The 25,203-nt window shown below is 68.3% G+C and carries 24 protein-coding genes; 6 read left to right on the top strand and 18 right to left on the bottom strand.

The window, feature by feature from the left end; all coding sequences use genetic code 11:
• Positions 1-73 precede the first annotated feature (73 nt).
• Both corA and ACAM42_RS02335 read left to right on the top strand, forming a co-directional pair.
• Positions 74-1,060 carry a magnesium/cobalt transporter CorA gene (corA, locus tag ACAM42_RS02340; protein WP_056584267.1) on the top strand — a complete coding sequence of 329 codons (987 nt, stop codon included), beginning with the start codon at positions 74-76 and terminating at the stop codon, positions 1,058-1,060.
• A 57-nt stretch (positions 1,061-1,117) separates the two neighbouring features.
• Positions 1,118-1,870: a YoaK family protein gene (locus ACAM42_RS02335; protein ID WP_062481040.1), complete on the top strand. Its 753-nt coding sequence runs from the start codon at positions 1,118-1,120 to the stop codon at positions 1,868-1,870.
• Between the two features lie 9 nt (positions 1,871-1,879).
• Here the strand turns inward: ACAM42_RS02335 and ACAM42_RS02330 are convergent, their stop codons facing one another.
• From ACAM42_RS02330 to ACAM42_RS02280, 11 genes are all read right to left on the bottom strand, one after another.
• Positions 1,880-2,620, bottom strand: coding sequence for a 5'-methylthioadenosine/adenosylhomocysteine nucleosidase (locus ACAM42_RS02330; protein WP_369632709.1), 741 nt, complete (start codon positions 2,618-2,620; stop codon positions 1,880-1,882).
• Between the two features lie 36 nt (positions 2,621-2,656).
• On the bottom strand, positions 2,657-4,288 hold the full coding sequence (locus ACAM42_RS02325) for an ABC transporter substrate-binding protein (RefSeq protein ID WP_070063394.1): 1,632 nt from the start codon (positions 4,286-4,288) through the stop codon (positions 2,657-2,659).
• A 44-nt stretch (positions 4,289-4,332) separates the two neighbouring features.
• On the bottom strand, positions 4,333-5,355 hold the full coding sequence (locus tag ACAM42_RS02320) for a dipeptide ABC transporter ATP-binding protein (protein WP_369630990.1): 1,023 nt from the start codon (positions 5,353-5,355) through the stop codon (positions 4,333-4,335).
• Positions 5,352-6,377 (bottom strand): ABC transporter ATP-binding protein, encoded by a 1,026-nt coding sequence (locus tag ACAM42_RS02315; RefSeq protein ID WP_354345447.1) that lies wholly within the window; start codon positions 6,375-6,377, stop codon positions 5,352-5,354. Before ACAM42_RS02315 ends, ACAM42_RS02320 begins: the two co-directional genes overlap by 4 nt.
• 17 nt (positions 6,378-6,394) lie before the next feature.
• On the bottom strand, positions 6,395-7,303 hold the full coding sequence (locus tag ACAM42_RS02310) for an ABC transporter permease subunit (RefSeq protein ID WP_095949747.1): 909 nt from the start codon (positions 7,301-7,303) through the stop codon (positions 6,395-6,397).
• A 4-nt stretch (positions 7,304-7,307) separates the two neighbouring features.
• On the bottom strand, positions 7,308-8,312 hold the full coding sequence (locus ACAM42_RS02305) for an ABC transporter permease subunit (RefSeq protein WP_369630989.1): 1,005 nt from the start codon (positions 8,310-8,312) through the stop codon (positions 7,308-7,310).
• A gap of 54 nt (positions 8,313-8,366) precedes the next feature.
• Entirely contained in the window at positions 8,367-10,046 is a 1,680-nt protein-coding gene (locus ACAM42_RS02300) for a long-chain-fatty-acid--CoA ligase (protein ID WP_070063399.1), read from the bottom strand.
• A 100-nt stretch (positions 10,047-10,146) separates the two neighbouring features.
• On the bottom strand, positions 10,147-11,646 hold the full coding sequence (locus tag ACAM42_RS02295; protein WP_369630988.1) for an NAD(P)(+) transhydrogenase (Re/Si-specific) subunit beta: 1,500 nt from the start codon (positions 11,644-11,646) through the stop codon (positions 10,147-10,149).
• Positions 11,643-11,972, bottom strand: coding sequence for an NAD(P) transhydrogenase subunit alpha (locus tag ACAM42_RS02290; protein ID WP_062481510.1), 330 nt, complete (start codon positions 11,970-11,972; stop codon positions 11,643-11,645). Before ACAM42_RS02290 ends, ACAM42_RS02295 begins: the two co-directional genes overlap by 4 nt.
• Before the next feature lie 37 nt (positions 11,973-12,009).
• A complete protein-coding gene (gene panD, locus ACAM42_RS02285; protein ID WP_062481508.1) occupies positions 12,010-12,372 on the bottom strand; it encodes an aspartate 1-decarboxylase in 363 nt (120 codons plus the stop codon).
• A gap of 16 nt (positions 12,373-12,388) precedes the next feature.
• A complete protein-coding gene (locus tag ACAM42_RS02280; protein ID WP_095743297.1) occupies positions 12,389-13,519 on the bottom strand; it encodes a Re/Si-specific NAD(P)(+) transhydrogenase subunit alpha in 1,131 nt (376 codons plus the stop codon).
• A gap of 402 nt (positions 13,520-13,921) precedes the next feature.
• Between ACAM42_RS02280 and ACAM42_RS02275 the strand changes: the two genes are divergently transcribed.
• From ACAM42_RS02275 to ACAM42_RS02265, 3 genes are all read left to right on the top strand, one after another.
• Positions 13,922-14,644 carry a response regulator transcription factor gene (locus ACAM42_RS02275; RefSeq protein WP_369630987.1) on the top strand — a complete coding sequence of 241 codons (723 nt, stop codon included), beginning with the start codon at positions 13,922-13,924 and terminating at the stop codon, positions 14,642-14,644.
• Positions 14,645-14,727: 83 nt separating this feature from the next.
• Positions 14,728-15,156, top strand: coding sequence for a DUF4019 domain-containing protein (locus ACAM42_RS02270; RefSeq protein ID WP_369630986.1), 429 nt, complete (start codon positions 14,728-14,730; stop codon positions 15,154-15,156).
• A 28-nt stretch (positions 15,157-15,184) separates the two neighbouring features.
• Positions 15,185-15,658 (top strand): NUDIX hydrolase, encoded by a 474-nt coding sequence (locus ACAM42_RS02265; protein WP_070063403.1) that lies wholly within the window; start codon positions 15,185-15,187, stop codon positions 15,656-15,658.
• A gap of 7 nt (positions 15,659-15,665) precedes the next feature.
• On the opposite strand, the gene mnmA is transcribed toward ACAM42_RS02265, so the two are convergent.
• Positions 15,666-16,766, bottom strand: coding sequence for a tRNA 2-thiouridine(34) synthase MnmA (gene mnmA, locus ACAM42_RS02260; protein ID WP_369630985.1), 1,101 nt, complete (start codon positions 16,764-16,766; stop codon positions 15,666-15,668).
• 144 nt (positions 16,767-16,910) lie between these two features.
• Between mnmA and ACAM42_RS02255 the strand changes: the two genes are divergently transcribed.
• Positions 16,911-18,629 (top strand): long-chain fatty acid--CoA ligase, encoded by a 1,719-nt coding sequence (locus tag ACAM42_RS02255; protein WP_369630984.1) that lies wholly within the window; start codon positions 16,911-16,913, stop codon positions 18,627-18,629.
• A gap of 3 nt (positions 18,630-18,632) precedes the next feature.
• Here ACAM42_RS02255 and ACAM42_RS02250 read toward each other — a convergent pair whose 3' ends face one another.
• The 6 genes from ACAM42_RS02250 to ACAM42_RS02225 all read right to left on the bottom strand — a co-directional run bounded on the left by ACAM42_RS02250 (position 18,633) and on the right by ACAM42_RS02225 (position 25,054).
• Positions 18,633-19,625, bottom strand: coding sequence for an LLM class flavin-dependent oxidoreductase (locus ACAM42_RS02250; RefSeq protein ID WP_369630983.1), 993 nt, complete (start codon positions 19,623-19,625; stop codon positions 18,633-18,635).
• A 44-nt stretch (positions 19,626-19,669) separates the two neighbouring features.
• Positions 19,670-21,334 carry an FxLYD domain-containing protein gene (locus ACAM42_RS02245; protein ID WP_369630982.1) on the bottom strand — a complete coding sequence of 555 codons (1,665 nt, stop codon included), beginning with the start codon at positions 21,332-21,334 and terminating at the stop codon, positions 19,670-19,672.
• Positions 21,335-21,351: 17 nt separating this feature from the next.
• A complete protein-coding gene (locus ACAM42_RS02240; RefSeq protein WP_369630981.1) occupies positions 21,352-21,957 on the bottom strand; it encodes a hypothetical protein in 606 nt (201 codons plus the stop codon).
• Between the two features lie 16 nt (positions 21,958-21,973).
• Positions 21,974-23,770 (bottom strand): VanW family protein, encoded by a 1,797-nt coding sequence (locus ACAM42_RS02235; protein ID WP_369630980.1) that lies wholly within the window; start codon positions 23,768-23,770, stop codon positions 21,974-21,976.
• Positions 23,767-24,372 (bottom strand): hypothetical protein, encoded by a 606-nt coding sequence (locus ACAM42_RS02230; protein ID WP_369630979.1) that lies wholly within the window; start codon positions 24,370-24,372, stop codon positions 23,767-23,769. Before ACAM42_RS02230 ends, ACAM42_RS02235 begins: the two co-directional genes overlap by 4 nt.
• Positions 24,373-24,673: 301 nt before the next feature.
• Positions 24,674-25,054, bottom strand: a complete 381-nt coding sequence (locus tag ACAM42_RS02225; RefSeq protein ID WP_139704294.1) for a helicase SNF2 — start codon at positions 25,052-25,054, stop codon at positions 24,674-24,676.
• Positions 25,055-25,203 lie beyond the last annotated feature (149 nt).

Below are 25,203 nucleotides of genomic sequence, written 5' to 3'. Positions count from 1 at the left end.
CTGACGCCGGGTCCGCGGGAATTGAAAGCGCCCCGCCCTCGCCCATCGTTCAGTCACCCCCGGGAGTGAGCCCATGCTCAACATCTTTACGCTCGCCAACGGCCGCCTCGTCCAGGAAGAGATCGAGTCGCTCGAAGAGCTCTCCAAGTTCCAGCCGATCTGGGTCGACCTCGAGTCGCCCACGCTCGAGGAAAAGCGCTGGATCAAGCAGTACTACGGCCTCTCGATTCCCGAAGACGCGATGGACGAGGACATCGAGGAATCGGCCCGCTTCTACGAGGAAGACAACGGCGAGCTGCACATCCGCTCCGACTTCTTGATCGACGACGACGAAGACCCGCGCACGGTGCGCGTCGCCTTCATCCTGAACCAGCACAACACCGACCTGCGCAGCCGCGGCGTGCTGTTCTCGATCCACGACGAAGACGTGCCCGTGTTCCGCCTGCTGCGCATGCGCGCACGCCGCGCGCCGGGGCTGATCGAGGACGCCAAGGAAGTGATGCTCAAGCTCTTCGACGCCGACGCCGAATACTCGGCCGACACGCTGGAGAACATCTACGACGAACTCGAGGTGGCGGGCAAGAAGGTGCTGTCGGGCAACGTCAGCGACGAACTGGCCGGCGAGGTGCTCGGCGCCATCGCGCGGCAGGAAGACTTGAACGGCCGCATCCGCCGCAACGTGATGGACACGCGCCGCGCCGTGAGCTTCATGATGCGCAGCAAGATGCTCAACGCCGAGCAGTTCGAAGAGGCGCGGCAGATCCTGCGCGACATCGAATCACTGGACAACCACACGGCCTTCCTCTTCGACAAGATCAACTTCCTGATGGATGCGACCGTCGGTTTCATCAACATCAACCAGAACAAGACCATCAAGATCTTCTCGGTGGCCAGCGTCGCGCTGCTGCCGCCCACGCTGATCGCGAGCATCTACGGCATGAACTTCAAGTTCATGCCCGAGCTCGACTGGGCCATGGGCTACCCCTACGCCATCGCGCTGATGGCCGCGAGCGCGCTGGTGCCGATGTGGTACTTCCGCCGGCGCGGCTGGCTCAAGTAGTTCTTCACACTGGGTGCTAGAGTGGCTGTCGGCAGGCAGCTGCCCCTGGAGAGCCCCGTGCGCAGACTTCGTTTCCTCACCAACCGCCACCGCGCGCCGTCGACGAACACCGCGCTCGGGCTGCTGCTGGCCTTCAACGCCGGCGCCATCAATGCGGGCGGCTTCCTCGTGCTGCACATGTACACCTCGCACATGACCGGCTTCGCCTCGCAGCTGGCGGACGGCATGGTGCTGGGCAACCTCACGCTGCTGCTGAACGCGCTGGGCGCGATCCTCGCGTTCGTGAGCGGCGCCGCGGTCTGCGCGGTGCTGGTGAACTGGGCGCGCCAGCACCGGCTGCATGGCGTGTATGCGCTGCCGCTGCTGCTGGAGGCCGCGCTGATGTTCCCGTTCGGGCTCGCCGGCGCGATCACGCTGACCTGGGCCACGCCGTTCGCGGTGCCGCTCACGGTGCTGCTGCTGTCGTTCATCATGGGCCTGCAGAACGCCGTGGCATCGAAGACCTCGGGCGGCAGCACGCGCACCACCCACATGACCGGCAACATCACCGACGTGGGGATCGAGCTGGGCAAGATGCTCTACTGGAACCGGCGCGCGCCGTCCACGCCGCTGCCGGTGCGCCACGATCGCAGCCGGCTTCGCCGCTGCGGCGGGCTGGTCGCGATGTTCGTGCTCGGCGGCGCCGTGGGTGCGCTGGGCTTCAAGCACGTGGGCTTCATCTGCGTCGTGCCGCTGGCCGCGCTGCTGCTGGCGCTGTCGATCCCGCCGCTGCTGCGCGACCTGCCGCAACTGCGCCGGCTCGCACCGTAGGCAGGTGCTTCAGGCCGCGTCGCGCGGCAGGGAGGCGAGCCAGGCGTCGACGAGCGCCAGGCTGTAGCGGCTCGCCACCTCGGCCACGAAGCGCGTGAAGTCGCCGTGCGCGGCATCGTCGGCGCGGTCCGAGATGGTCCGCAGCGCCGCGAAGGGCACGCCGTAGTCGTGGCAGGCCTGCGCCATCGCAGCGCCTTCCATCTCGACCGCGAGTGCGTCGGGCAGCGAACGCTGCAGGGCCCCACACTCCGCGGTGGTCGACACGAAACGGTCGCCGCTGATCAGCAGGCCGCGATGCACCTTCGGTGAACGCAGATGGAACTCATCGACCGCCTTCTGCCCCACCAGGCCCACCGGATCGCGCAGCGTGCCTTCGGCCACCGCCGCCAGCGCATCGCCGATGGCCGCATCGGCCGCGAAGCGCGAACGCCCCATCAGCGGCACCTCGTACTTCGGAAAGATCGGCGAGGCGTCCATGTCGTGCTGCAGCAGCTCGGTCGCCACGACCACGTCGCCGACGTTCACGCCCGGCGCCAGCCCGCCCGCCACGCCCGTGAACACGATCGCCCGCACGCCGAAGCGCTCGAGCAGCACCGTGGCCGTGACCGCCGCCGCGACCTTGCCGATGCGCGACAGCACCGCGACCACGGGCTGACCCTGCAGGTGGCCGACCCAGAAGTCGCGGCCGGCCATGTGCACGCGCTGCTCGTCGGGCATGCGCGCGAGGAGCGCACTGAGCTCCTCGTGCATGGCCGCGACGATGGCGATGGGCGCAGCGACCACGGCTTACTTGATGTCCACGCCGTAGAAGGTGTGGCGGCCGAAGGGGCTCAGCTTGAAGTCGACCACCTCCTTGCGCACCGGCTTCAGCTGCACCGCGTGCGCGATGGTGAACCACGGCGCCTGCTCCTTGAAGATGACCTGCGCCTTCTTGTAGAGCGCGTCGCGCTCCGACTGCTTGGTCGCACTCTTGGCCTTCACCACGAGGTCTTCGTAGGGCTGGTAGCAAAACTTCGAGATGTTGCTGCCGCTGGCCGACTTGGCCGAGGCGCAGCCCAGCAGGGTGTACATGAAGTTGTCCGGGTCGCCGTTGTCGCCGGTCCAGCCCAGCATGCCCATCTGGTGCTCGCCGGCCTGCAGGCGCTTGCGGTACTCGCCCCATTCGAAGCTCTTGATCTCGGCCTTGACGTTGATCTTGGCCAGGTCGGCCTGCATCAGCTCGGCGATGCGCTTGGCGTTCGGGTTGTACGGGCGCTGCACCGGCATGGCCCACAGGTCGGTGCTGAAGCCGTCGGGGAAGCCGGCCTGCGCCAGCAGCTTCTTCGCGGCTTCGGGGTCGTACGGGTCGTCCTTCACGGCATCGTTGTAGGACCACAGCGTCGGCGGAATCGGGTTTTTCGCGGCCACGCCGGTCGTGAGGTACACGCCGTCGATGATGGCCTTCTTGTTGATCGCCATGTTGATGGCCTTGCGCACGCGCACGTCGTCGAAGGGCTTCTTCGTCGTGTTGTACGAGAGGTAGCCCACGTTCAGGCCGGGCTGCTCCAGCACCTGCACGTTCGGGTCCTTGCGGATCGCGTCGAGGTCGGCCGGGTTCGGGTACGGCATGACGTGGCACTCGCCCTTTTGCAGCTTGGCCCAGCGCACCGAGGCATCGGGCGTGATCGCAAACACGAGGTCGTCGATCTTGGCCTTGCCGCCCCAGTACTGCGGAAAGGCCTTGAAGCGGATGATCGCGTCCTTCTGGTACTGCACGAGGTAGAACGGGCCGGTGCCGACCGGGTCCTGGTCGACCTTCTCGGGCGTGCCGGCCTTGAGCATCGCGATGGCGTACTCCTTCGACTGGATGCCCGCGTACTGCATCGCCAGGTTCGCGAGGAACGGTGCTTCGGCCTGGTTGAGCGTGATCTTCACCGTGTGGTCGTCGATGCGGTCCACCGACTTCAACAGCTTGGGCATGCCCATGTCGTTGAAGTAGGAGTGGTTCTGGCTCGTGACCTTGAAGAAGGGATCGCTCTCCTTCCACTGGCGCTCGAGCATGAAGATGAAGTCGTCGGCGTTGAAGTCGCGCGTGGGCTTGAAGCTCTTGCTCGTGGTGTGCCACTTCACGCCCTTGCGCAGGTGGAAGGTGTACACGGTGCCGTCGGCCGAGATGTCCCATTTTTCAGCGAGGCCCGGCATCACCTTGGTGCCGCCGCGCTCGAACTCGACGATGGTGTTGTAGACCTGCGTGGTCACGTCGAAGGACGTGCCGGTGGTGTTCATGCCCGGGTAGAAGTTTTCCGGGCTTCCTTCGGAGCAGTACACCAACGTCTTGGCTGACACGGCGCCGCAGGCCAGGGTAAGGGCCGTGAGCGCTGCCGGTGCCAGGAGCGCCAGCTTTTGTGAGCGGCGCGAAACGGAGGACTGGGTCTTCATGGGGACTCCTCGAGACAGGGTTGAAAAAATCGCCACTTCACTCTTCAGGAAGCGGCGAGCACGGGACCATCGGCGCGCACGGCCGGCGCGCCATCGAGAAACTGCGCGGCGTAGTGGCAGGCCACCAGCCGTTCGTCGAGCGCGCGCAGCGCGGGGCGCTCCTCGCGGCAGCGCGGCTGCACGTGCGGGCAGCGCGTGCTGAAGACGCAGCCCGAAGGCGGGTCCAGCGGCGACGGCAGTTCGCCCTTGAGCACGATGCGCTGGCTGCTCAGGCCCGGCGTCGAGGCCAGCAGCGCCTGCGTGTAGGGATGCAACGGCCGCGCGAAGATGCGCGACTTGGGGCCCTGCTCCACCGCGTGGCCGAGGTACATCACGAGCACGTCGTGCGCGATGTGGCGCACCACGCCCAGGTCGTGCGAGATGAAGAGGTAGGCCAGGCCCAGCTCGGCCTGCAGGTCCGCCAGCAGGTTCAGCACCTGCGCCTGGATCGACACGTCGAGCGCCGACACCGGCTCGTCGGCCACCAGCAGGCGCGGCGACAGCATGAGCGCGCGCGCGATGGCGATGCGCTGGCGCTGGCCGCCCGAGAACATGTGCGGGTAGCGGTTGGCGTACTCGGGGCGCAGGCCGACGCGGGCCAGCATCTCGCGCGCGCGCTCGGCGCGCTCCGGCTTGCTCAACGAGGTGTTGATGGCCAGCGGGTCTTCGAGCACCGCCGAGATCTTCTTGCGCGGGTTGAGCGAGCCGTACGGGTTCTGGAACACCAGCTGCACCGCCTGGCGCAGCTCGCGCTTGCGTTCATGCGGCGGGCTCACCGCATCGGCACCGATCAGCGTCAGCTGCCCGGCCGTGGGTTTCTCGATCAGCGCGACCATGCGCGCGAGCGTCGACTTGCCACAGCCCGATTCGCCCACCACCGCGAGCGTGCGCCCGCGTTCGAGGCGGAACGAGATGTCGCCCACGGCGCGCAGCTGCGCCGGCGCGCGGAACAGCCCGCGTCGCACGGCGTAGGTGCGCTGCAGGTTGCGCGCCTCGGCGACGATCTCCGGGGGCGATGCGTCGCTCATGGCAGCACCTCCGCGATGGCGGCGCGCGGCGGGTCGTGCGCGATGGCTTCGGCGCGCCCCGGCTCGCCGAGCGGAAAGTGGCAGCGCACCTCGGCGCCCTGCCATGCACGCAGCGCCGGGCGCACCTGGCAGGCGCGCTCGGTGACATAGCCGCAGCGCGGCGCGAACAGGCAGCCCGCGGGCCGGTCGTGCACGCCGGGCACCACGCCGCTGATGGTGGCGAGCCGCCCCTCGGGCGCCGCGCGCTCGGGCAGCGCCGCGAGCAGCGCCTCGGTGTAGGGATGCTGCGGCGATGCGAAGAGGCGGTCGACGCGCTGGTGCTCCATCACCTGCCCCGCGTACATCACGGCGATGCGCTGCGCCATCTCGCTGACCACGCCCATGTTGTGCGTGATGAGCACCAACGCCATGCCGCGCTCCTTCTGCAGGTCGCGCAGCAGGTCGAGGATCTGCGCCTGGATGGTCACGTCGAGCGCGGTGGTCGGCTCGTCGGCGATCAGCAGGCGCGGGTTGCAGGCGATGGCCATCGCGATCATCACGCGCTGGTTCATGCCACCCGAGAGCTGGTGCGGGTAGCTGCCCAGGCGCGACGAGGCGGCGGGGATGCCGACTTGTTCGAGCAGCTCGGTGGCGCGCTTCTTCGCTTCGCGCTTGTCGAGCCTCAGGTGCAGGCGCAGCGTTTCCATCAGCTGGAAACCGATGGTGAAGCAGGGGTTGAGGCTGGTGGTCGGCTCCTGGAAGATCATCGCGACCTCCTTGCCGACCAGCGTGCGGCGCGCCTTGTCGGAGATGCCGAGCAAGTCCTTGCCCGCAAAGCGCATGTGGTCCGCGCGCACGCGGCCCGGAAAGCCGACGAGGCCCATGAGCGCCATCATCGTGACGCTCTTGCCCGAGCCCGATTCGCCGACGATGCCGAGCACCTCGCCTTCTTCGAGCGTGAGGCTCACGCCGTCGACGGCGTGCAGCACGCCGCCCTGCGTGGGGAACTCGACGTGCAGGTCCTTGATGTCCAGCAAAGGCATCTGTGCTCTCCTTTGCGTCAGCGCTTGAGCTTCGGGTCGAGCGCATCGCGCAGCCCGTCGCCCAGCAGGTTGAAGGCCAGCACGGCCGCAAGGATGGCGAGGCCCGGGAAGGTCACGACCCACCACGCGCGCAGCACGAACTCGCGCGCATCGGCCAGCATCGTTCCCCACTCGGGCGACGGCGGTTGCGCGCCCAGGCCGATGAAGCCGAGCGCCGCCGCATCGAGGATGGCGGTCGAGACGCCCAGCGAGGCCTGCACGATCAGCGGCGCCGAACAGTTGGGCAGCACCTCGCGGAACATCAGGCGCAGCGTGCTGGCGCCGCTCACGCGCGCCGCGGTCACGTAGTCGCGCGAGACCTCGGCGATGACCGTGGCGCGCGTGATGCGCACGTAGTGCGGCAGCACCACGATGGCCACCGCGAGCATGGCGTTGACGAGCCCCGGCCCGAGGATCGCGACGATCACGATGGCCATCAGCAGGCTGGGCATCGTGAGGATGATGTCCATCATCCGCATGATCGCGATCTCCAGCGCGCCGCGAAAGAAGCCGGCGACGAGCCCGAGCACCACGCCCACCACCACCGACAGCGCCACCACCGCGACGCCGATCGACAGCGACAGCCGCGCGCCGTGCATGAGCCGCGACAGGATGTCGCGCCCGATGGCGTCCGTTCCCAGCAGGTAGGTCCACGAGCCGCCCTCCTGCCAGGCCGGCGGCTTGAGGAAAGCGGCGGCGTTGGTTTCGTTCGGTGCGTGCGGCGCGATCCACGGCGCGAACAGCGCCACCAGCAGCAGCACCACGATGGTGACGAGACCGATGACCGCGCCCCGGTTCGCCGAGAAAGCGGTCCAGAACTCGCGCCAGGGACCGGGAGGCGCCGAGGCCTGCGAGCCGGGGGGAACTGCGTGGGTGTTGCTCGTCATCGACTCAATGCCTGATCCGCGGGTTGATGACGCCGTAGGCGATGTCCACCAGCAGGTTGAGCAGCATCACGATGCCGCCCAGCAGCAGCATGCCGCCCTGCAGCACCGGGTAGTCGCGCCGGCCGATGGCCTCGATGAGCCACTTGCCGACACCGGGCCACGAGAAGATGGTTTCGGTGAGGATCGCGCCGGTGAAGAGCACGCCGATCTGCAGGCCGATCACCGTGACGACCGGGATCAGCGCGTTGCGCAGCGCATGCAGGCCCACCACGCGAAAGCGCGACAGGCCCTTGGCGCGCGCGGTGCGGATGTAGTCCTCTCCCAGCACCTCGAGCATGGCCGAGCGCGTCATGCGCGCGATGACGGCCAGCGGCACGGTGCCCAGCACGATGGCCGGAAGAATGAGGTGGTGCAGCGCCGACCAGAAGGCCTCGGTCTCGCCGGCGCGCAGCGCATCGATCAGCAAAAAGCCGGTCTGCGGCTCGACGAAGTACTGCACCGAGATGCGGCCCGACACCGGCGTCCATCCCAGCTGCACCGAGAAGAACAGGATGAGCAGCAGGCCCCACCAGAAGATCGGCATCGAGTAGCCGGTGAGCGACGTGGCCATCACGCCGTGGTCGAAGATGGAGTTGCGCCGCACCGCCGCGAGGATGCCGGCCGGCAGCCCGAGCAGCAGCGCGAAGAGAATCGCGCACACGCCGAGCTCGACGGTGGCCGGAAAGAGCGCGAGGAACTCGCTCATCACCGTGTCCTGCGTGATGAGCGACTTGCCCAGGTCGCCGTGCAGCACGCGGCCGATGTAGATGCCGTATTGCACGAGCAGGGGCTTGTCCAGGCCCATGGCGGTGCGCAGTTCGGCGTGGCGCGCGGGGTCGATCCCGCGCTCGCCGGCCATCGTCTCGATGGGGTCACCCGGCACCAGCCGGATGAGAAAGAAGGCCAGCAGCGTCATGCCGATGAAGGTCGGCACGAGCAAGCCTAGGCGAACGTAAATGAATCTGAGCATCGACCCGCGAATATGCAAGATCGATGCCCCGGCCCCACCCGGGCGGAACCCTTACTACTTCTTGCTATCCCGCAGCTCGCGCCGCAGGATCTTGCCCACCGGGGTCTTGGGCATGTCGGTGCGGAACTCGATCACGCGCGGCTGCTTGTAGCCCGTGAGGTTGGCGCGGCAGTACTCGCGCACCTGCGCTTCGGTGAGCGACTCGTCCTTCTTGACGATGACGAGCTTCACGGCCTCGCCGGTCTTGTCGTCGGGCACACCCACCGCGGCGCATTCGAGCACGCCGGGCAGCATCGCCACCACGTCCTCGATCTCGTTCGGGTACACGTTGAAGCCCGACACCAGGATCATGTCCTTCTTGCGATCGACCACCTTGAAGTAGCCGCGCTCGTCGACCACGCCGATGTCGCCGCTCTTGAAGTAGCCGTCGGGCGTCATGACCTTGGCGGTCTCGTCGGGGCGCTGCCAGTAGCCGGCCATGACCTGCGGGCCCTTGATGGCGATCTCGCCGCGCTCGCCGGTGGGCACTTCGTTGCCGTCGTCGTCGAGCAGCTTGAGCCAGGTGCTCGGCAGCGGCAGGCCGATGGTGCCGGTGTAGGCCGTGCTGTTGGTCGGGTTGCAGGTGGTCGAGGGCGAGGTTTCCGAGAGGCCGTAGCCTTCGCAGATGGGGCAGCCGGTCTTCTCGAGCCAGAGCTTGGCCACTGCGGCCTGTACCGCCATGCCGCCGCCGACCGAGACCTTCAGGTTCTTCCAGTTGACGGTGTTGAAGTCGGGGTGGTTCGCCAGCCCGTTGAACAGCGTGTTGACGGCCGGGAAGCTGTGGATCGTGTGCTTCGACAGCTCCTTGAGCACGCCGGGAATGTCGCGCGGGTTCGGGATCAGGATCAGCTTGCCGCCCGTGCGCATGCTCAGCATCATGCCGACCGTGAACGCGAAGATGTGATACAGCGGCAGCGCGCACACGCTGGTGGGCTGCTCGTTGGCCGGCACCTTGGCCATGACGGGCTCGTTCCAGGCCTCGGACTGCAGCACGTTGGCGATCACGTTGCGATGCAGCAGCACCGCGCCCTTGGACACGCCGGTGGTGCCGCCGGTGTACTGCAGCACGGCCACGTCGTCGGGGCCGGTGGCCACGGGCTTGAGCGAACCGCCCGCGCCCTTGTCGAGCGCGTCGTTGAAGCGCACCGCGCCCGGCAGGCTGAAGTGCGGCACCAGCTTCTTGACGTTGCGCACCACGTAGTTGACCAGCGCGCCCTTCAGGAAGCCGAGCCGGTCGCCCATGGAGGCCAGCACGATGTGCTTGATCGGCGTGCTCGCGATGCACTGCTGCAGCGTGGTGCCGAAGTTCTCCATGATGACGATCGCCTTGGCGCCCGAGTCCTTGAGCTGGTGCTCGAGTTCGCGCGGCGTGTACAGCGGGTTCACGTTCACCAGGATCAGGCCGGCGCGCAGGATGGCGGCCACCGCGATCGGGTACTGCGGGCAGTTGGGCATCATCGCGGCGACGCGGTCGCCCTTCACGAGGCCCAGGCCCTGCAGGTAGGCCGCGAAGGCCTTGCTGAGCTTGTCGGTCTCGCCGTAGCTCACGTCCTTGCCCATGAAGCTGTAGGCCGTGCGGTCGGCGTACTTGGTGAAGCTCTCCTCCATGAGCGCCACCAGCGACGGGTAGTGCGACGCGTCGATGTCGGCGGGCACGCCTTGCGGGTAGCTGCTGAGCCAGGGGCGTTCGGTCATGGATGTGTCTCCTCGGAGTCGGATGAGTTTTTAAAAACGAAAACGGCGCACGTGAGGCGCCGCGACGATCAGGCCCGCATCGCGGGCACGGACCTTCGGCCTATTCGATGGCCTTGCCCATATCTTCCACTACTTTTTTCGCATCGCCAAAGACCATCATGGTCTTGTCCATGTAGAAGAGCTCGTTGTCCAGGCCCGCGTAGCCGGCGGCCATGGAGCGCTTGTTCACGATGACGGTCTTGGCCTTGTAGGCTTCCAGGATCGGCATGCCGTAGATCGGCGTGCCCTTGGTGAGCGCGGCCGGGTTCACCACGTCGTTGGCGCCCAGGATGATCGCCACGTCGGCCTGCGCGAACTCGCCGTTGATGTCTTCCATCTCGAACACCTGGTCGTAGGGCACCTCGGCCTCGGCCAGCAGCACGTTCATGTGGCCCGGCATGCGGCCGGCCACAGGGTGGATGGCGTACTTCACCTTGACGCCCTTGTGCGTGAGCTTCTCGGCCAGTTCGTTCACGGCGTGCTGGGCGCGCGCCACGGCCAGGCCGTAGCCCGGCACGATGATCACCGTCTCGGCGTTGGACAGCATGTAGGCCGCGTCGTCGGCGCTGCCGCTCTTCACAGGACGCTGTTCCTTCGCGCCGTCGGCGGCGGTGGTTGCCTCGCCGCCGAAGCCGCCCAGGATCACGTTGAAGAACGAGCGGTTCATGGCCTTGCACATGATGTAGCTCAGGATCGCGCCCGAAGAGCCCACCAGCGAACCGGCCACGATCAGCATCGCGTTGTTCAGGCTGAAGCCGATGCCGGCCGCCGCCCAGCCCGAGTAGCTGTTGAGCATCGACACCACCACCGGCATGTCGGCGCCGCCGATCGGGATGATGATGAGCACGCCCATCACGAAGGCCAGCGCCAGCATCGCGAAGAACGCCGGCCAGCTTTCGGTGGCCACGAACACCAGGCCCAGGCCGATGGTCGCCAGGCCCAGCACCAGGTTCAGCATGTGCTGGCCCGAGAACTGCACCGGCGCGCCCTGGAACAGGCGGAACTTGTACTTGCCCGAGAGCTTGCCGAAGGCGATGACCGAGCCGCTGAAGGTGATGGCGCCGATGGCCGCACCCAGGAACAGCTCAAGCCGGTTGCCATAAGGAATGGCATGGCGCACGAAGCCCTCGAAGAGGACCGCGCCGTCGGGCGTGCGCGCACCGACGACCGCCGCCACGGGCGCGGCGGTGATGCCGAAGGCCCAGGGCTCGGCCACCGCGGCCACACCGATGAACACCGCGGCCAGGCCGATCATGCTGTGCATGAAAGCGACCAGCTCGGGCATCTTGGTCATCTCGACCTTGTTGGCCATGAAGGCGCCCAGACCGCCACCGACCACCACGGCGGCCAGCACCCAGGCGATGCCGGTGGTGAAGTCGACGTTGAGGGCGCGCGCCTGCCCGTGGACGAGCGCGATGGTGGTCAGCACGGCAATAGCCATGCCGGTCATGCCGAAGATGTTGCCACGGATCGAGGTGGTGGGATGGGACAGGCCCTTCAGGGCCTGGATGAAGCAGACGCTGGCAACGAGGTACAGCAGCGTGACGAGGTTCATGCTCACTTGGCGGCTCCCTCAGCGGCCTTGGGGGCGGCCTTCTTGTCTTTCTTCTTGAACATCTCGAGCATCCGGCGCGTGACCAGGAAGCCGCCGAAGACGTTCACCGCGGCCAGCGCCACGGCGAGCACGCCCATGGTCTTGCCCAGCGGCGTGGTGGTGAGCGCGGCGGCCAGCATGGCGCCCACGATCACGATGGCCGAGATGGCGTTGGTCACGGCCATGAGCGGCGTGTGCAGCGCGGGCGTGACGGTCCAGACCACGTGGTAGCCGACGTAGATGGCCAGCACGAAGATGGTCAGGTTGATGACGGTGTGCGAAACGATTTCCATGGTGTTGTGTTCTCCTCGTTCGGTCTTGCGTGCTCTGTCAGAGCTTCTTGACTTCGTTGATGCGGTTGGCATCGCCAAGCAGCACCACCTTCGGCTTGTAGTCGGCGGCTTCGGCCTCGGTCATGGGGGCGTAGGTGCAGATGATGAGCAGGTCGCCCACATGCGCCTTGCGCGCCGCCGCGCCGTTGAGCGAGATGGCGCCCGAACCGCGCGCCGCCTTGATGATGTAGGTCGAGAAGCGCTCGCCGTTGTTGACGTTGTACAGCTCGATCTTTTCGTACTCGCGCATGTCGGCCGCGTCGAGCAGGTCCTCGTCGATGCCGCACGAGCCTTCGTAGTGCAGGTCGGCTTCGGTCACGGTGGCGCGATGCAGCTTCGCGCGGAGCATGGTGCGGTTCATGGAAGGCAGCCTGCTCTTACTTGCGCGTGACCTGGCCGTCCTGCGTGACGCGGCAGGCGGCGACGATGTCGTCCTCGAGGTCGATCTTGAGCGCGCCTTCCTTCGTGACGACGAGCTTGAGGAAGTCGAGCACGTTGCGCGCATACAGCGCCGACGCGTCGGCCGCCACCAGCGCCGCGAGGTTGGTTTCGCCCACGATGGTCACGCCGTGCTTGACCACGGTCTTGTCGGCCTCCGACAGCGGGCAGTTGCCGCCGATGCCGTCGGCGCCCTTGCCGGCCGCGATGTCGACGATCACCGAACCCGGCTTCATCGACTTGACCATGTCCTCGGTGACGAGGGTGGGCGCGGCGCGACCCGGGATGAGCGCGGTGCTGATGACCACGTCGGCCAGCGCGACGCGCTTGGCGACCTCGGCCTGCTGGCGCGTGAGCCAGCTGGCGGGCATCGGGCGGGCGTAGCCGCCGACGCCTTCGGCCGCGTCTTTCTCTTCCTGCGTCTCGTAGGGCACGTCGATGAACTTGCCGCCCAGCGACTCGATCTGTTCCTTGACGCTCGGACGCACGTCCGAGGCCTCGATGACGGCGCCCAGGCGCTTGGCCGTGGCAATGGCCTGCAGGCCGGCCACGCCGACGCCCAGGATGACGACGCGCGCGGCCTTCACGGTGCCGGCGGCGGTCATCAGCATGGGGAAGAAGCGCTGGTACTTGTCGGCCGCGATCATCACGGCCTTGTAGCCGGCGATGTTGGCCTGCGAGCTGAGCACGTCCATGCTCTGGGCGCGCGTGGTGCGCGGCGCGGCTTCGAGCGCGAAGCCCGTGACGCCCGCGGCGGCCAGGCGCTGCAGGCCGGCCGCGTCGAAAGGATTGAGCATGCCGATGACGACCGCGCCGGCCTTCAGCTGCGCCGCCTCGGCGTCGCTGGGCGTGCGCACCTTGAGCACCATGTCGGCGGAGAGCGCCCCGGCCGCATCGGTGATCTCGGCGCCTGCCGTCTGGTACGCCGCGTCGGTGACGCTGGCTGCAATGCCGGCACCGGCCTGCACACGCACGGTATGCCCGGAGGCCACCAGTTTCTTCACCGTTTCGGGTGTAACGGCCACTCGGGTTTCGCCAGCCGCTGTCTCGGCAGGCACGCCTATCAACATAGAGTTCTCCTCAGGGGGAAGGGGCAGCACGGATTGCGGGCAGAGCTTACAGCAAGATTACAAGCGCACCTGTCGCCAGAATGCCGCGTTCTTTTTGCTGTTCAACGCCCGCAGGCACTGCACATGTAGCTATTTAATTGATAGCAAATTGGCGGCCGGTCCGACCCCGGGGGAAACACGGGTGACCGCCGCAGAAGCGCTTGTGGCGCCTTCGCTCGCTCTGGTTCTAGATTGCAATCAACTAACACCAATTGGATTCAATTAGCAATTGAACCACATACATAAAATCAATTTGCGTGAATTAATAGCAATTCACAGCAATGATTTCAGACGCAGATAGATACACTTCGATTCATATTGCGGACACATAGAGGTCCACACAGGGCGGAACAAGGGAATGGAATGCGCATTGCAGTACTCGACACCGAGCCGGACCAACTCCGGTTGATCAACCAATCCATGGCGAGCCTCGGTCACGAGTGCCACACGTACGCCGCCGGCAAGGCGCTGCTGCACGCCATGCGCCGCGAGACCTTCGACCTGCTGGTCCTCGACTGGCGCCTGCCGGACATGAACGGCCCGGACGTCGTCAAGACGATCCGGCAGGACTACAAGAGCCGCATGCCGATCCTGTTCGTGACCGAGCGCCACGACGACAGCGACATGGTCGAAGGCCTCAATGTCGGCGCCGACGACTTCATGGCCAAGCCGCTGCGCCCGATCGAGTTCGAGGCCCGCATCAACGCCCTGCTGCGCCGCGCCTACCCCTCGCGCAACGAGCCCGAAATGGTGTTCGGCCCGTACCACTTCTTTCCGCCCTCGCGCACCATCCGGGTCCACGGCGAGCTGGTCGAACTGAAGAACCGCGAATACGAACTCGCGCTCTTCCTGTTCCAGAACCTGGGGCGCCTGCTCTCGCGCGAGCACCTGCACGAGGCGGTCTGGGGGCTGGGGGTCGAGGCGCTGTCGCGCTCGCTCGACACCCACGTGTCACGCCTGCGCACCAAGCTCGAGTTGCGCCCGTCGAACGGCTTCCTGCTGCTGGCCGTGTACGGTCTGGGCTACCGACTGGAAACCATCGAGGTCGACACACGGCCCGCCGCTGCAGCTTCCAACGCGCGCTGAGCGCACGCCCCGGCAGGCCGGACGGGGAACCCCTCCTCCCCGTCGGCCTCCAACTTGTTCTGTCCGAACAAGTGCCCTTCCCCATGCCCCGGCTCCTCCTCGCCGCGCTGCTCCTGCTGTACAGCGGCCTGTTCCCCGCCCTCGCTGAAGACGTCGAGGCCAGCGACATGGTGCGCGGCGGCCTGCAGGCGATCCAGATGATCGACCGGAACGAAGCCGGCGAACTGTGGGACGGCGCCACGCCCGCCACCCGCAAGCGCATCACCCGCACCGACTTCGCCAGCAAGGTGGCCAAAAGCCGCGCCCCGCTCGGCGGACCGCAGCAGCGCACCTGGGTGGCCGTGCACCGGCAGGTCGTGACCGACCCGGACGCCGATGCGGCCGGCCAGTACGTCAGCGTCGAGTACGAGACCCGCTTCGGCAACACCCCCGAGCGCACGCTGCGCGAACGGGTGAGCTTCCGGCTCGACGCCGACCGCATCTGGCGCTTCAGCGGCTATGTCGTGCGATAGCCGAGATGCCGATAGACTCGCGCCCACGATGCCCACACGCTGGAAACCCAATGTCACCGTGGCCGCGGTGATCGAGCAAGACGGCCGCTTCCTGCTCGTCGAAGAGCAGACCGACGACGGCCTGAAGCTCAACAACCCCGCCGGCCACCTCGACCCCGGCGAGTCGCCCGAGGACGGTTGCATCCGCGAAACGCTCGAGGAAACGGCCCACGCCTTCACGCCGACCGCGCTGCTCGGCGTGTACATGGCGCGCTCGGCCGAGCAGCCCGACGTGACCTACATGCGCTTTGCCTTCACCGGCGAACTGGGCGCACGCGAAGAAGGCCGTGCGCTCGACGAAGGCATAGTGCGCACGCTGTGGATGACCGTGGACGAGATCCGCGCCAGCGTGGCGCGCCACCGCAGCCCGCTGCTGCTGCGCTGCGTCGAGGACTACCTCGCCGGCAAGCGCCACCCGCTCGCGCTGATCCACACCGAAGACAGCGTGCGGCAGCCGCGCTAGGGCAGGCTCAGACGATGACGCCGCCCCCGAGGCAGCGTTCGCCGTCGTACAGCACGGCCGACTGCCCCGGCGTGACCGCCCATTGCGGCGCACCGAAGCGCAGGCTGAACGCACCGTTGGCGCCCTCGGCCATCTCGCAGGCCGCATCGGCCTGCCGGTAGCGCGCCTTCGAACCGTAGGCGCCCGCGCCGGGCGCCTCGCCGGCCACCCAGCTCGCGTCGTCGGCCTTCAGTTCGGACGACAGCAGCCAGGGATGGTCGTGGCCCTGCACCACCCACAGCGTGTTCTTCTCGACGTCCTTGCGCGCGACGAACCAGGGCGAATGGTCGCCCGCGCCGCGCTGGGCGCCCTTCTCCTTCACGCCGCCGATGCCCAGCCCCTGGCGCTGGCCCAGCGTGTAGAAGCTCAGGCCCTGGTGCTCGCCGAGCTTGCGACCGCGGTCGTCCTTGATCGGGCCCGGCTCCTTGGAGATGTAGCGGTTCAGAAAGTCGCGAAACGGCCGCTCGCCGATGAAGCAGATGCCGGTCGAGTCCTTCTTCTTCGCGTTGGGCAGGCCGATTTCTTCCGCGATGCGGCGCACCTCGGTCTTGTGCAGCTCGCCGACCGGGAACAGCGTCTTCGACAGCTGCGCCTGGTTCAGGCGGTGCAGGAAGTAGCTCTGGTCCTTCGAGTTGTCGAGCCCCTTGAGCAGCTCGTGCCGGCCCGTGGCCTCGTTCAGGCGCACGCGGGCGTAGTGGCCGGTGGCGATCTTCTCGGCGCCCAGCCGCATGGCGTGGTCGAGAAAGGCCTTGAACTTGATCTCGGCGTTGCACAGCACGTCGGGGTTCGGCGTGCGGCCGGCCTTGTACTCGCGCAGGAACTCGGCGAACACGCGGTCCTTGTAGTCGGCGGCGAAGTTGACGTGCTCGATCTCGATGCCCAGCACGTCGGCCACGCTGGCGGCATCGATGAAGTCGATGTTCGACGAGCAGTACTCGCTGTCGTCGTCGTCTTCCCAGTTCTTCATGAAGATGCCGACCACCTCGTGCCCCTGCTGCTTGAGCAGGTGCGCGGTGACCGCGGAGTCCACCCCGCCGCTCAGCCCGACCACGATCCGTTGTTTTGCCATAAGCCCGCCATTGTCCCAGCCCGGCGACAGGGGCATCCGGCGTGTGGGAAATCGGGAAAACCCGTGTCGCCGGCTTGTCAGCCGCCACTCCACGATGCGAAAGGCCGGCGCTACAGTGCCCCGAAACACAGCGGAGACACACGCATGGCGACCCCTTCCCTCTTTGGCGACCCCACCCCCTGGACGCGCAACTACCCGCCCGGCATGCGCTGGGACGCCGAGCTGCCCGTCAAGCCGGTGCAGCAGATGCTCGACGAAGCGGTCGCGCGCTGGCCCGACCATTCGGCCGTCGAGTTCATGGGCCAGTCGCTCAGCTACCGCCAGCTCGGCGCCGCGGTCGACCGCGCCGCCAAGGGCCTGCAGGACCTGGGCGTGAAGCCGGGCGTGCATGTCGGCCTGTACCTGCCGAACACGCCGCACTACCCGATCGCCTTCTTCGCCGTGCTCAAGGCCGGCGGCACGGTGGTGAACTACTCGCCGCTGGACGCCGAGCGCGTGCTGGCCCACAAGATCGAGGACAGCCGCACCGACATCCTCGTCACGCTCGACCTCGTGAACCTGTACCCGCTGATGGCGCGCCTGCTCGACAGCTCGCGCCTGAAGACGCTGGTGGTCGGCAGCCTCGGCGACTACGGCGCGGCGGGCGACAAGGTGCAGGCGCAGCTGCAGGGTGCCGGCCAGATCGCACCGGTGCCCACCGACGACCGCCACGTGCGCTTCACCGACCTGCTCCAAAGCGAAGGCACGCACCAGACCTACCCGCTGGGCGACCTGGCCGAAGAGATCGTCGTGCTGCAGTACACCGGCGGCACCACCGGCCTGCCCAAGGGCGCGATGCTCACGCACGCCAACCTCACGTCGGCCTCGGCGCAGTACTACGAATCGACACGCGGCGAGCCGCCCATCCTCGATGAGGGCAAGGAGCGCTTCCTGGTCGTGCTGCCGCTGTTCCACATCTTCGCGCTGAGCGCCGCGATGTTGCTGGGCGTGCGCCTGGGTGCGGCGCTGGTGCTGCACACGCGCTTCGATGTCGACGCGGTGATGAACGAGCTCGCGGCCAGCCGGATCAGCGTGTTCCCCGGCGTGCCGACCATGTACACCGCCATCCTTTCGCACCCCAAAGCGAAAGAGATGGACCTGCGCTCGCTGAAGTTCTGCGGCTCCGGCGGCGCGCCGCTGCCGGTGGAGGTGGAGCAGCGCTTCTTCGAACTCACCGGCTGCCACCTCAACGAAGGCTGGGGCATGACCGAGACCTCGCCCGTGGGCACCTTCACGCCCGCGCGCGGCGTGCGCAAGGCCGGCTCGTGCGGCATGCCGCTGCCGCGCGTGCGCATCAAGCTCGTGAGCCTGGACGACCCGACGAAGGACGTGACCGCGTTCGGCGAGCCCGGCGAGCTGTGCGTGCAGGGCCCGAACGTCATGAAGGGCTACTGGAACAACCCGAAGGCCACCGCCGAGTCGATGACGGCCGACGGCTACTTCCGCAGCGGTGACGTCGCGAAGATGGACGCCGACGGCTACCTGTACATCGTCGACCGCACCAAGGACATGCTGCTGTGCGGCGGCTACAACGTGTACCCGCGCGTGCTCGAGGAAGCGGTGTACGAACACCCGTCGGTGGCCGAGGTCTGCGTGATCGGCGTGCCCGACGAGTACCGCGGCCAGTCGCCGAAGGCCTTCGTGAAACTCAAGGATGGCGCGGACGACCTCACGCTCGACGCGCTCAAGGCCTTCCTGAAGAACCGCCTGGGCAAGCACGAGATGATCGGCGCGCTCGAGATCCGCGCCGAGCTGCCCAAGACCGCCGTGGGCAAGCTCTCGAAGAAAGACCTCGTGGACGAGGAAGCCCGCAAGCGGGCCTAGGCTTTACGACTTCTTCTGGCCGAAGGCCTCGGCGAGCAGCTCGTACGAGCGCAGCCGGGCCGCGTGGTCGAACACCTGCGAGGTGATCATGAGTTCGTCGGCGCCGGTGCGCGCCACGAACGCTTCCACGCCCTGCTTCACGGTCTCGACCGAGCCCACCGCCGAGCACGACAGCACCGAGTCGAGCAGCGCGTTCTCGGCCGGCCCGACCTTCTGGCGGTAGTTTTCCACCGGCGGCGGCAGGCGCCCCGGGCGGCCGCTGCGCAGGTTCACGAAGGCCTGCTGCCACGAGGTGGCGCGGAACTCGGCCTCGGCGTCGGTGTCGGCCGCGAACACGTTGAAGCCCAGCATCACGTAGGGCTTGCTCAGCTGCGCCGAGGGCTTGAAGGTCTCGCGGTAGATCTGGATGGCCTGCATGATCTGCTGCGGCGCGAAGTGCGAGGCAAAGGCGTACGGCAGCCCCAGGTGCGCCGCGAGCTGCGCGCCGAAGGTGCTCGAGCCCAGGATCCACACCGGTACCTCGAGCCCCGCGCCGGGCACGGCGCGCACGGCCTGCTGCGGGTTCTTCGACATGAAGTCCATGAGCTCCATCACGTCCTGCGGGAACTGGTCGGCGTCCGACTCCAGGTTGCGCCGCAGCGCGCGCGCGGTGCGCTGGTCGGAGCCGGGCGCGCGGCCCAGGCCCAGGTCGACGCGCCCCGGGTACAGCGACTCCAGCGTGCCGAACTGCTCGGCGATCACCAGCGGCGAGTGGTTGGGCAGCATCACGCCGCCGGCGCCGATGCGGATGGTGGAGGTGCCCGCGCCCACGTGCGACAGCAGCACGGCCGTGGCCGCGCTCGCGATGCCCGGCATGCCGTGGTGCTCGGCCAGCCAGTAGCGCGTGTAGCCCAGCTTCTCGCCGTGCTGCGCCAGCGACAGCGAGTTGCGGAACGACTGCGCGGCATCGCTGCCTTCGGTGATCGGGGAAAGGTCGAGGATCGAAAGCGGAATCATGGCGCGATCATGGCGCGAACCGCCCGATGCCGTCACGCGCGGGGCTATTCGGTTTGGTATAGCGTCGCGACGCTCGCGAAATCGCGCCCGTGCTGCGTCACATGGACCTGGAAGGGCACGCTCTCGCCCGGCGCGATGGCCGGCAGGTTCTCGATCAGCTTGAAGCCGGTCAGCTGGTCGTTGCGGTCGCGCAGGCTGACCCACAGGCGCACCTTGGCCGCGATGGCCGTGCCGGGGTTCTTCACCGTGCCCGTGACCTCCACGCTCTTGTAGGTGAAGCGCTGACTGAAGTTGAGCAGCACGCTGCCGGTGCCGGCCTGGGTGCCCGTCACCTGCACCTCCAGCGGCTTGCGCGGGCCGGGCAGTGCGGCGCGGCGCATCGGCTTCCACTCGACGCGGGTCTGCGTGATGCGGTCCACGGCCTTGGGCTCCAGCAGGATCGGAAAGCGCTCGCCCGGGTACAGGGAGGCCAGCGCATCGAGGCGCGTGGTGCCGTCGGCCGTGCTGCCGCCGAAGCGCGAGATCACGGCGCCGGGAGAAATGGCGATGGCGTCGGCGCTGCGGTTCACCAGCTCGGTCATGAACAGCGGCCGCTGGATCGTGCTGCGTCCCGCCACCAGCGGCAGCAGTTCGAGCTGCCGCGGGTCGAAGCGCTCGCTGTCGTCGGCCAGCAGGTCTTCGGTGCCCAGCCGCAGGTCGGGGTGGAAGGCCTCGGGCGCGCCGGCCGTGCGGATCACGCGGTCGGCGCTCAGCACCGTGGTGCGCGCGCCCGAGGGCGTGACGGTGCGGTAGCCGATGCGGTAGTCCCACGCCGCAATGGCGGCGCCTCGGCCGAAGCGGCTGAGATCGACATCGATCGCCGTGCGTGCGCCGGGCGCCAGCTCGGACCCCGGCGCATGGCCGCGACCGACGCCGATCACCTGGCCCGCGTCGTCGTACAGCGTGACCAGTGCCTCGATGCTGCCGAACGCCGGTGCGCCCGCGGCGCCCGCGTGCACGAGGCGCCCGACCAGGCGCACGCGCTCGCCCTGCTGCACCAGCCGCACACGCGAGAACGCCAGGCGCGGCCCTTCTGCAGCGCTGCGGGGTTCGGACAGCTTCTCGACCGTCACGTCCTGCCGCGTGACGTTCGGGCCCGAGGGCAGGTCGACCAGCACGGGCGCGGACTCGCCGGGCATCAGCACGTCGATCGGCAGGCTTTCGCTGCGCTCGTTCAACCGCGTTTCGCCGTCGTGGAACACCACCTTCAGGCCGGGCCGCTCGAGCGGCCGGCCGGTCTCGTTGCGCGCCAGCACCAGCAGCTTCGGCCGCCCGCCGACCAGCACCTGGCGCGGCTCGGACAGCTTCAGGCCGTCGGTCGCGATGGTGCGCTCGACGATCGCGCGCGCCACCGAAGGCGCCTCGCTGCGTTGGCCGGAGCCGAACAGCAGCATCGCGACCTGGACGGCCACCGCCACGCCGAGAAAGCCGATCACGACGAAGCCGATCGTGCGCACCATCTGCTTCTGGCGCAGCGCCTGTTCGGCCGCGATCTGCTGGCCGGCGTGGTGCTTGACCTGCTGCAGCACGCGCTCGAGGCGGTCGGACACGTCGTCTTCCACCAGCGACATCGAGCCGCAGTGCGCGCAGGTGTATTCGTTCAGGCCGGTGCGGCGCAGCGCGCTGCTGCCGCACTCGCCGCATTTGAGGGTCTGCAGGTCGATGCTCATGTGTTTTCTTTTTTGTCTTACCAGCCGAACACGTCGACGACGTTTTCGGCCGCCGCCGCACTGCCCAGCAGCGGCACGAGGCGCTCGACCAGGCGCGCGCGATGCACCGGATCGACCTCGCAGTCGTCCTCGTCGGTGAAGAGGGCGTCGCCCGCTTCGTCCCACACCTGGCCGATGGTGCCCAGGCAGGCGGCCATCTCGAAGATGTCGGCGAAGAGCGGTTCGTCTTCTTCCCAGGCGCCCGTGCCGTGCATCGCGAACTGGATCGCGCCGGTGCGCAGGTCGAAGATGAACGGATCGGCGCCCTGGTCGGCCACCACGAGCCAATGCTCGGGCCAGTCGGCAATGCGCTCGCCGGTGATGCCGTGCCAGCGGTAGCCGGCTTGCAACTGCCACAGGCGCGAGAGCGCGGGAATGCTGAACGGGTTGCCGGTGGTCGGCACCGTGAGGCCGGCGTAGCCCACGCGCTCGTTGACCCACTCGCCGAGCGGGCCGACCTGTTCGTAGAAGCTGGCGAGGGCCGCGGGCAAGGCCAGCTCGCCATGCCAGTGCTCGGCGGCGGATTGCGGCGCCAGCGCGCCATGGGAAGCCAGGGCCGCGCGGGCCTGTTCGATCGATGCCACGGGGGTTGTTCTCCGTTCAGGTCAGGCGGGCGGCCTGCTGCAATGCGGTGCGCAGTGCGTCGATGTCGCCGGGCGCGACCTCGTGCACGCCCGGCACGCCGGCCAGGCCGCAGGCCGTCGATGCCACCACGGGCACGCCGGCCGCCACGGCGCGCAGCAATGCGCGCGGGGCGTGCTCGACATGCGCGGGCAGCACGACGACGCTCGCATCGGCCAGCCAGTCGCCCTGCCAGTTCATGTGTTGAATGTGTTCGATGCCCTGCCAGAGTCGCGCGTCGTCCGACGGCGAGCCCAGCACGCGCAGGCGGCATGGCCAGCCTTGCAGTGCGGCGGCGAGTTCGCGCGCGCCCTTGCGTGCCAGCGCGCTGGCGGCGAACACGACGAGCGGCGGTTCTTCGCGCTTGCTGTGCGCGGCCTTCACCTGCGGCAACGCCCAGTCGAGCCGCTGCAGCGTGGCCTGCGGCGCGTACTGCGCCATGGCCTGTGCCACCCCTGCATGCGGCGTGACGACGACCGCCGCGCGCGCGAGCGCCAGGGCCTCGTCGCGCACCAGCGATGCATCGGCGCGGAAGTCGCGCAAGGTGGCGTCGCCGGGCCAGCGCTGCGATGCGGCATCGAGCTTCTTTTCAATGTCGGCCATCGGCAGTGCGCTGGCCAGCACAGTGATCCGGCGCCCGTCGAGCGCGCCGAGGCGCTGCAGGTGCGGCAGCAGCGACTGCTCGACCACCAGGTGCGTGTGCGCAGGCGCGAGACGCGCGGCGAAGGCCTGCGCGAGCCAGCGCTGGCCGTCGATCAGGCTGGCCTGGCGCCGGCCCGCCTGCCGCGCCCAGAGCCGCTGCCACACGGCACGGCGCAGGCTCGCGGCCCACGCGGTGGTCACCGCTGCGTTCGTCGCGGGCTCGCGATGCCAGCCCGCAGCAGGCACGCGCCAGAACGCGAGCCGCAGCGGCACGGGCTGCATGCGCTGCGCCTGCGGATGCGCCTCGCGCAGGTGGCGTGCGAACTCCGGCGTCCAGCCATCGACGAGCACGGCGGTGCGCCCTTCGGCGCCGACATCGACCGGCGGGCGATGGCGAAAGCACGCCGTCTGGTCGCAGCTCAGGCAGCCGCGCGCCAGCGGCAACGCGGTGGGCGCGTCGTCGTTCGTGCGCCGCAGCGTGACGGGCTCGGCCGGCACCGCCAGCGGCGTGCGCGCGCGGATGCGCACCACGAGCTCGGTGTCGGTCAGCGCCACTTCGAGCCGCCAGGCGTGCCGGGCGCGCAGCTTCACGTCGACGTAGTTCCAGAACACCGTCGCATCGACCGCGTCGCTGTCCGGCGCATCCGCCTGCTCGATGCGCGCCGTGTGGCCGTGGCGCTCGACCAGCTCGAAGCCCGCGCGCACCGCCACGGTGGCCAGTGCGTTCGACAGCTGGCACAGCCCGCCGGCCAGCGTCGGCACCACGCAACCGCCGCGCACCTCGCGCCCGACCACGAAGCCGCGCCCGGCGCCCGGTCGCCCCAGCTGGCGCCAGAAGCTCAGCACCTCGCCGGCCGGCACCTCGATGGCGTCGAAGGCTGGCCGCGCCACGCGCAGGTTGTGCACCTTGCCGGCGACCAGCGGGAATTCATCGGCCCGGCCGTCGGACCACAAGGGGGTTCGGTGCTGCGCGAGCACCGGCGCATCGGCCAGTGCGTGTTGGCCTGTGGGCCAGCGCCGGGCCGAGGGCCGCAGGGTTTCGCGCAGGGCGTGGGCCGTGGCGAGCAGCCGCGAGCGCAGCCAGAAGTCGATCGCGTCGATGCGGCGCGGCGGCTGCCAGGCCTGCGCACTCACGCGGCGGGGCCTCGCTTGCGCCATTGGCCGAGGTCGGCTTCGATGCGCTCGTTGATGTTGCCGCTCCATTGCGCGCCGAAGCCGGCGTCGCGCAGCAGCTCGACGATGCGGCGGCCGACCACGACGGTGTTGGCTTCGCGCTGCGCGATCTCGGGGATCATGCCGCCGCTGAAGGCGAGGAACAGGCGGCCGTTGCGCACGGCGCCGTCCAGGTCCTGCGAGTGATAGAAGCAGCAGCCGCGGATGCCCGACTCGAGCCGCCCGGCCGCGCGCCACTGCTCGCGCACGTCGTCGTGCCCGTCGGACAGCGTGTTGCCCGCGCGGTGCAGGGCGATGATCTTTTCGCTGCGCAGCTGCGCGAACACGGCCTCGAGCCGGTCGTACTCGGTCTGCGCGGGCCACTGCGCCTCGGCGGCGCGCTTGGCGGCGCAGGCGCGCGTGGTTTCGGCCTTGATCCAGGCGCGGTCCTCGGGCGTGAGCTCATCCGGATCGAGGTACTCGTCGGTGATCATCCAGCCGATGTCGGCATCGGCATGGAAGCCGCTCCACACCAGGTCGTGGATGCGTCCGCGCGTGTCTTCGGGGTCGAGAGTGAGGGCCATGCGTAGTGGGTCGTCGCTTGGTCGGCGACGGATGTGCTTTCATTTTTTCGCGGTCGGAACGACGCTCGATTCTCGCGTGTCCGCACCACGGCGATGCGTTAATGCGAAAGCATGCGCTCTGGCGGCCATCCCTCCCGCGCCCAAATCATGAGGGATGCGCAAGGCCAAGGCAATGTGACTTTCGGCCAAGAATTCACGGTCATGGCCCATGAAAAAAGCCGGCCCTGCGTTGGCAGGGCCGGCTTTTCATGAAGACCTGGAACCTTCGCCGATCCCGTCGGCGAAGCATTCGGGCTGTTGCTTACAGCGGCAGTGCGTCGCCGTGGGCAGCAGCGCGGGCTGCGGCGCGAACCGCAGCGCGGTCGACGGTGCTGGCGACGATCGGGGCCACGCCCGACGAAGCGCCTTCGGCGTACGGGTCGGCGCTGTGTGCGGCGGCGACAGCGTCGGCACGCACGGCGGCGCGGCTGGTGTTCGACACGATCACTTGCGCGGGGCCTGCGTTGGCGCCGGTGGCGTAGGGGTTGGCGCTGTGTGCGGCCACGACGGCTTGGGCGGCGACATCGGCGCGGCTGGCGGCCGAGGTCAGTTGATGCACGCCTTCATAGCTTTCGGCATGGGCGGCGCCGGCAACGGCCATCAGGGCAACAGCAACGGCGGAGAGGATCTTCGAGGCGGTCATTTGGATTTCTTCCTTCTTCAATTCAGTTCAAGTTCTTGCTTCGGATGTCGAACCGGTCTTGGGTGGGTCACCGCCCCTCTGTTCTTTTTCGGAGGGCGGCCACCTCGCTCGGGGCCCTGTTCACCCAGATCAGCTTTGAGGGCTGGTCC

The sequence above is a fragment of the Variovorax sp. V35 genome (assembly GCF_041154465.1).
GTDB lineage: Bacteria > Pseudomonadota > Gammaproteobacteria > Burkholderiales > Burkholderiaceae_C > Variovorax > Variovorax boronicumulans.
Note: the sequence above shows the minus strand (reverse complement) of the source record. Positions and strands in the feature narration are given on the sequence as shown.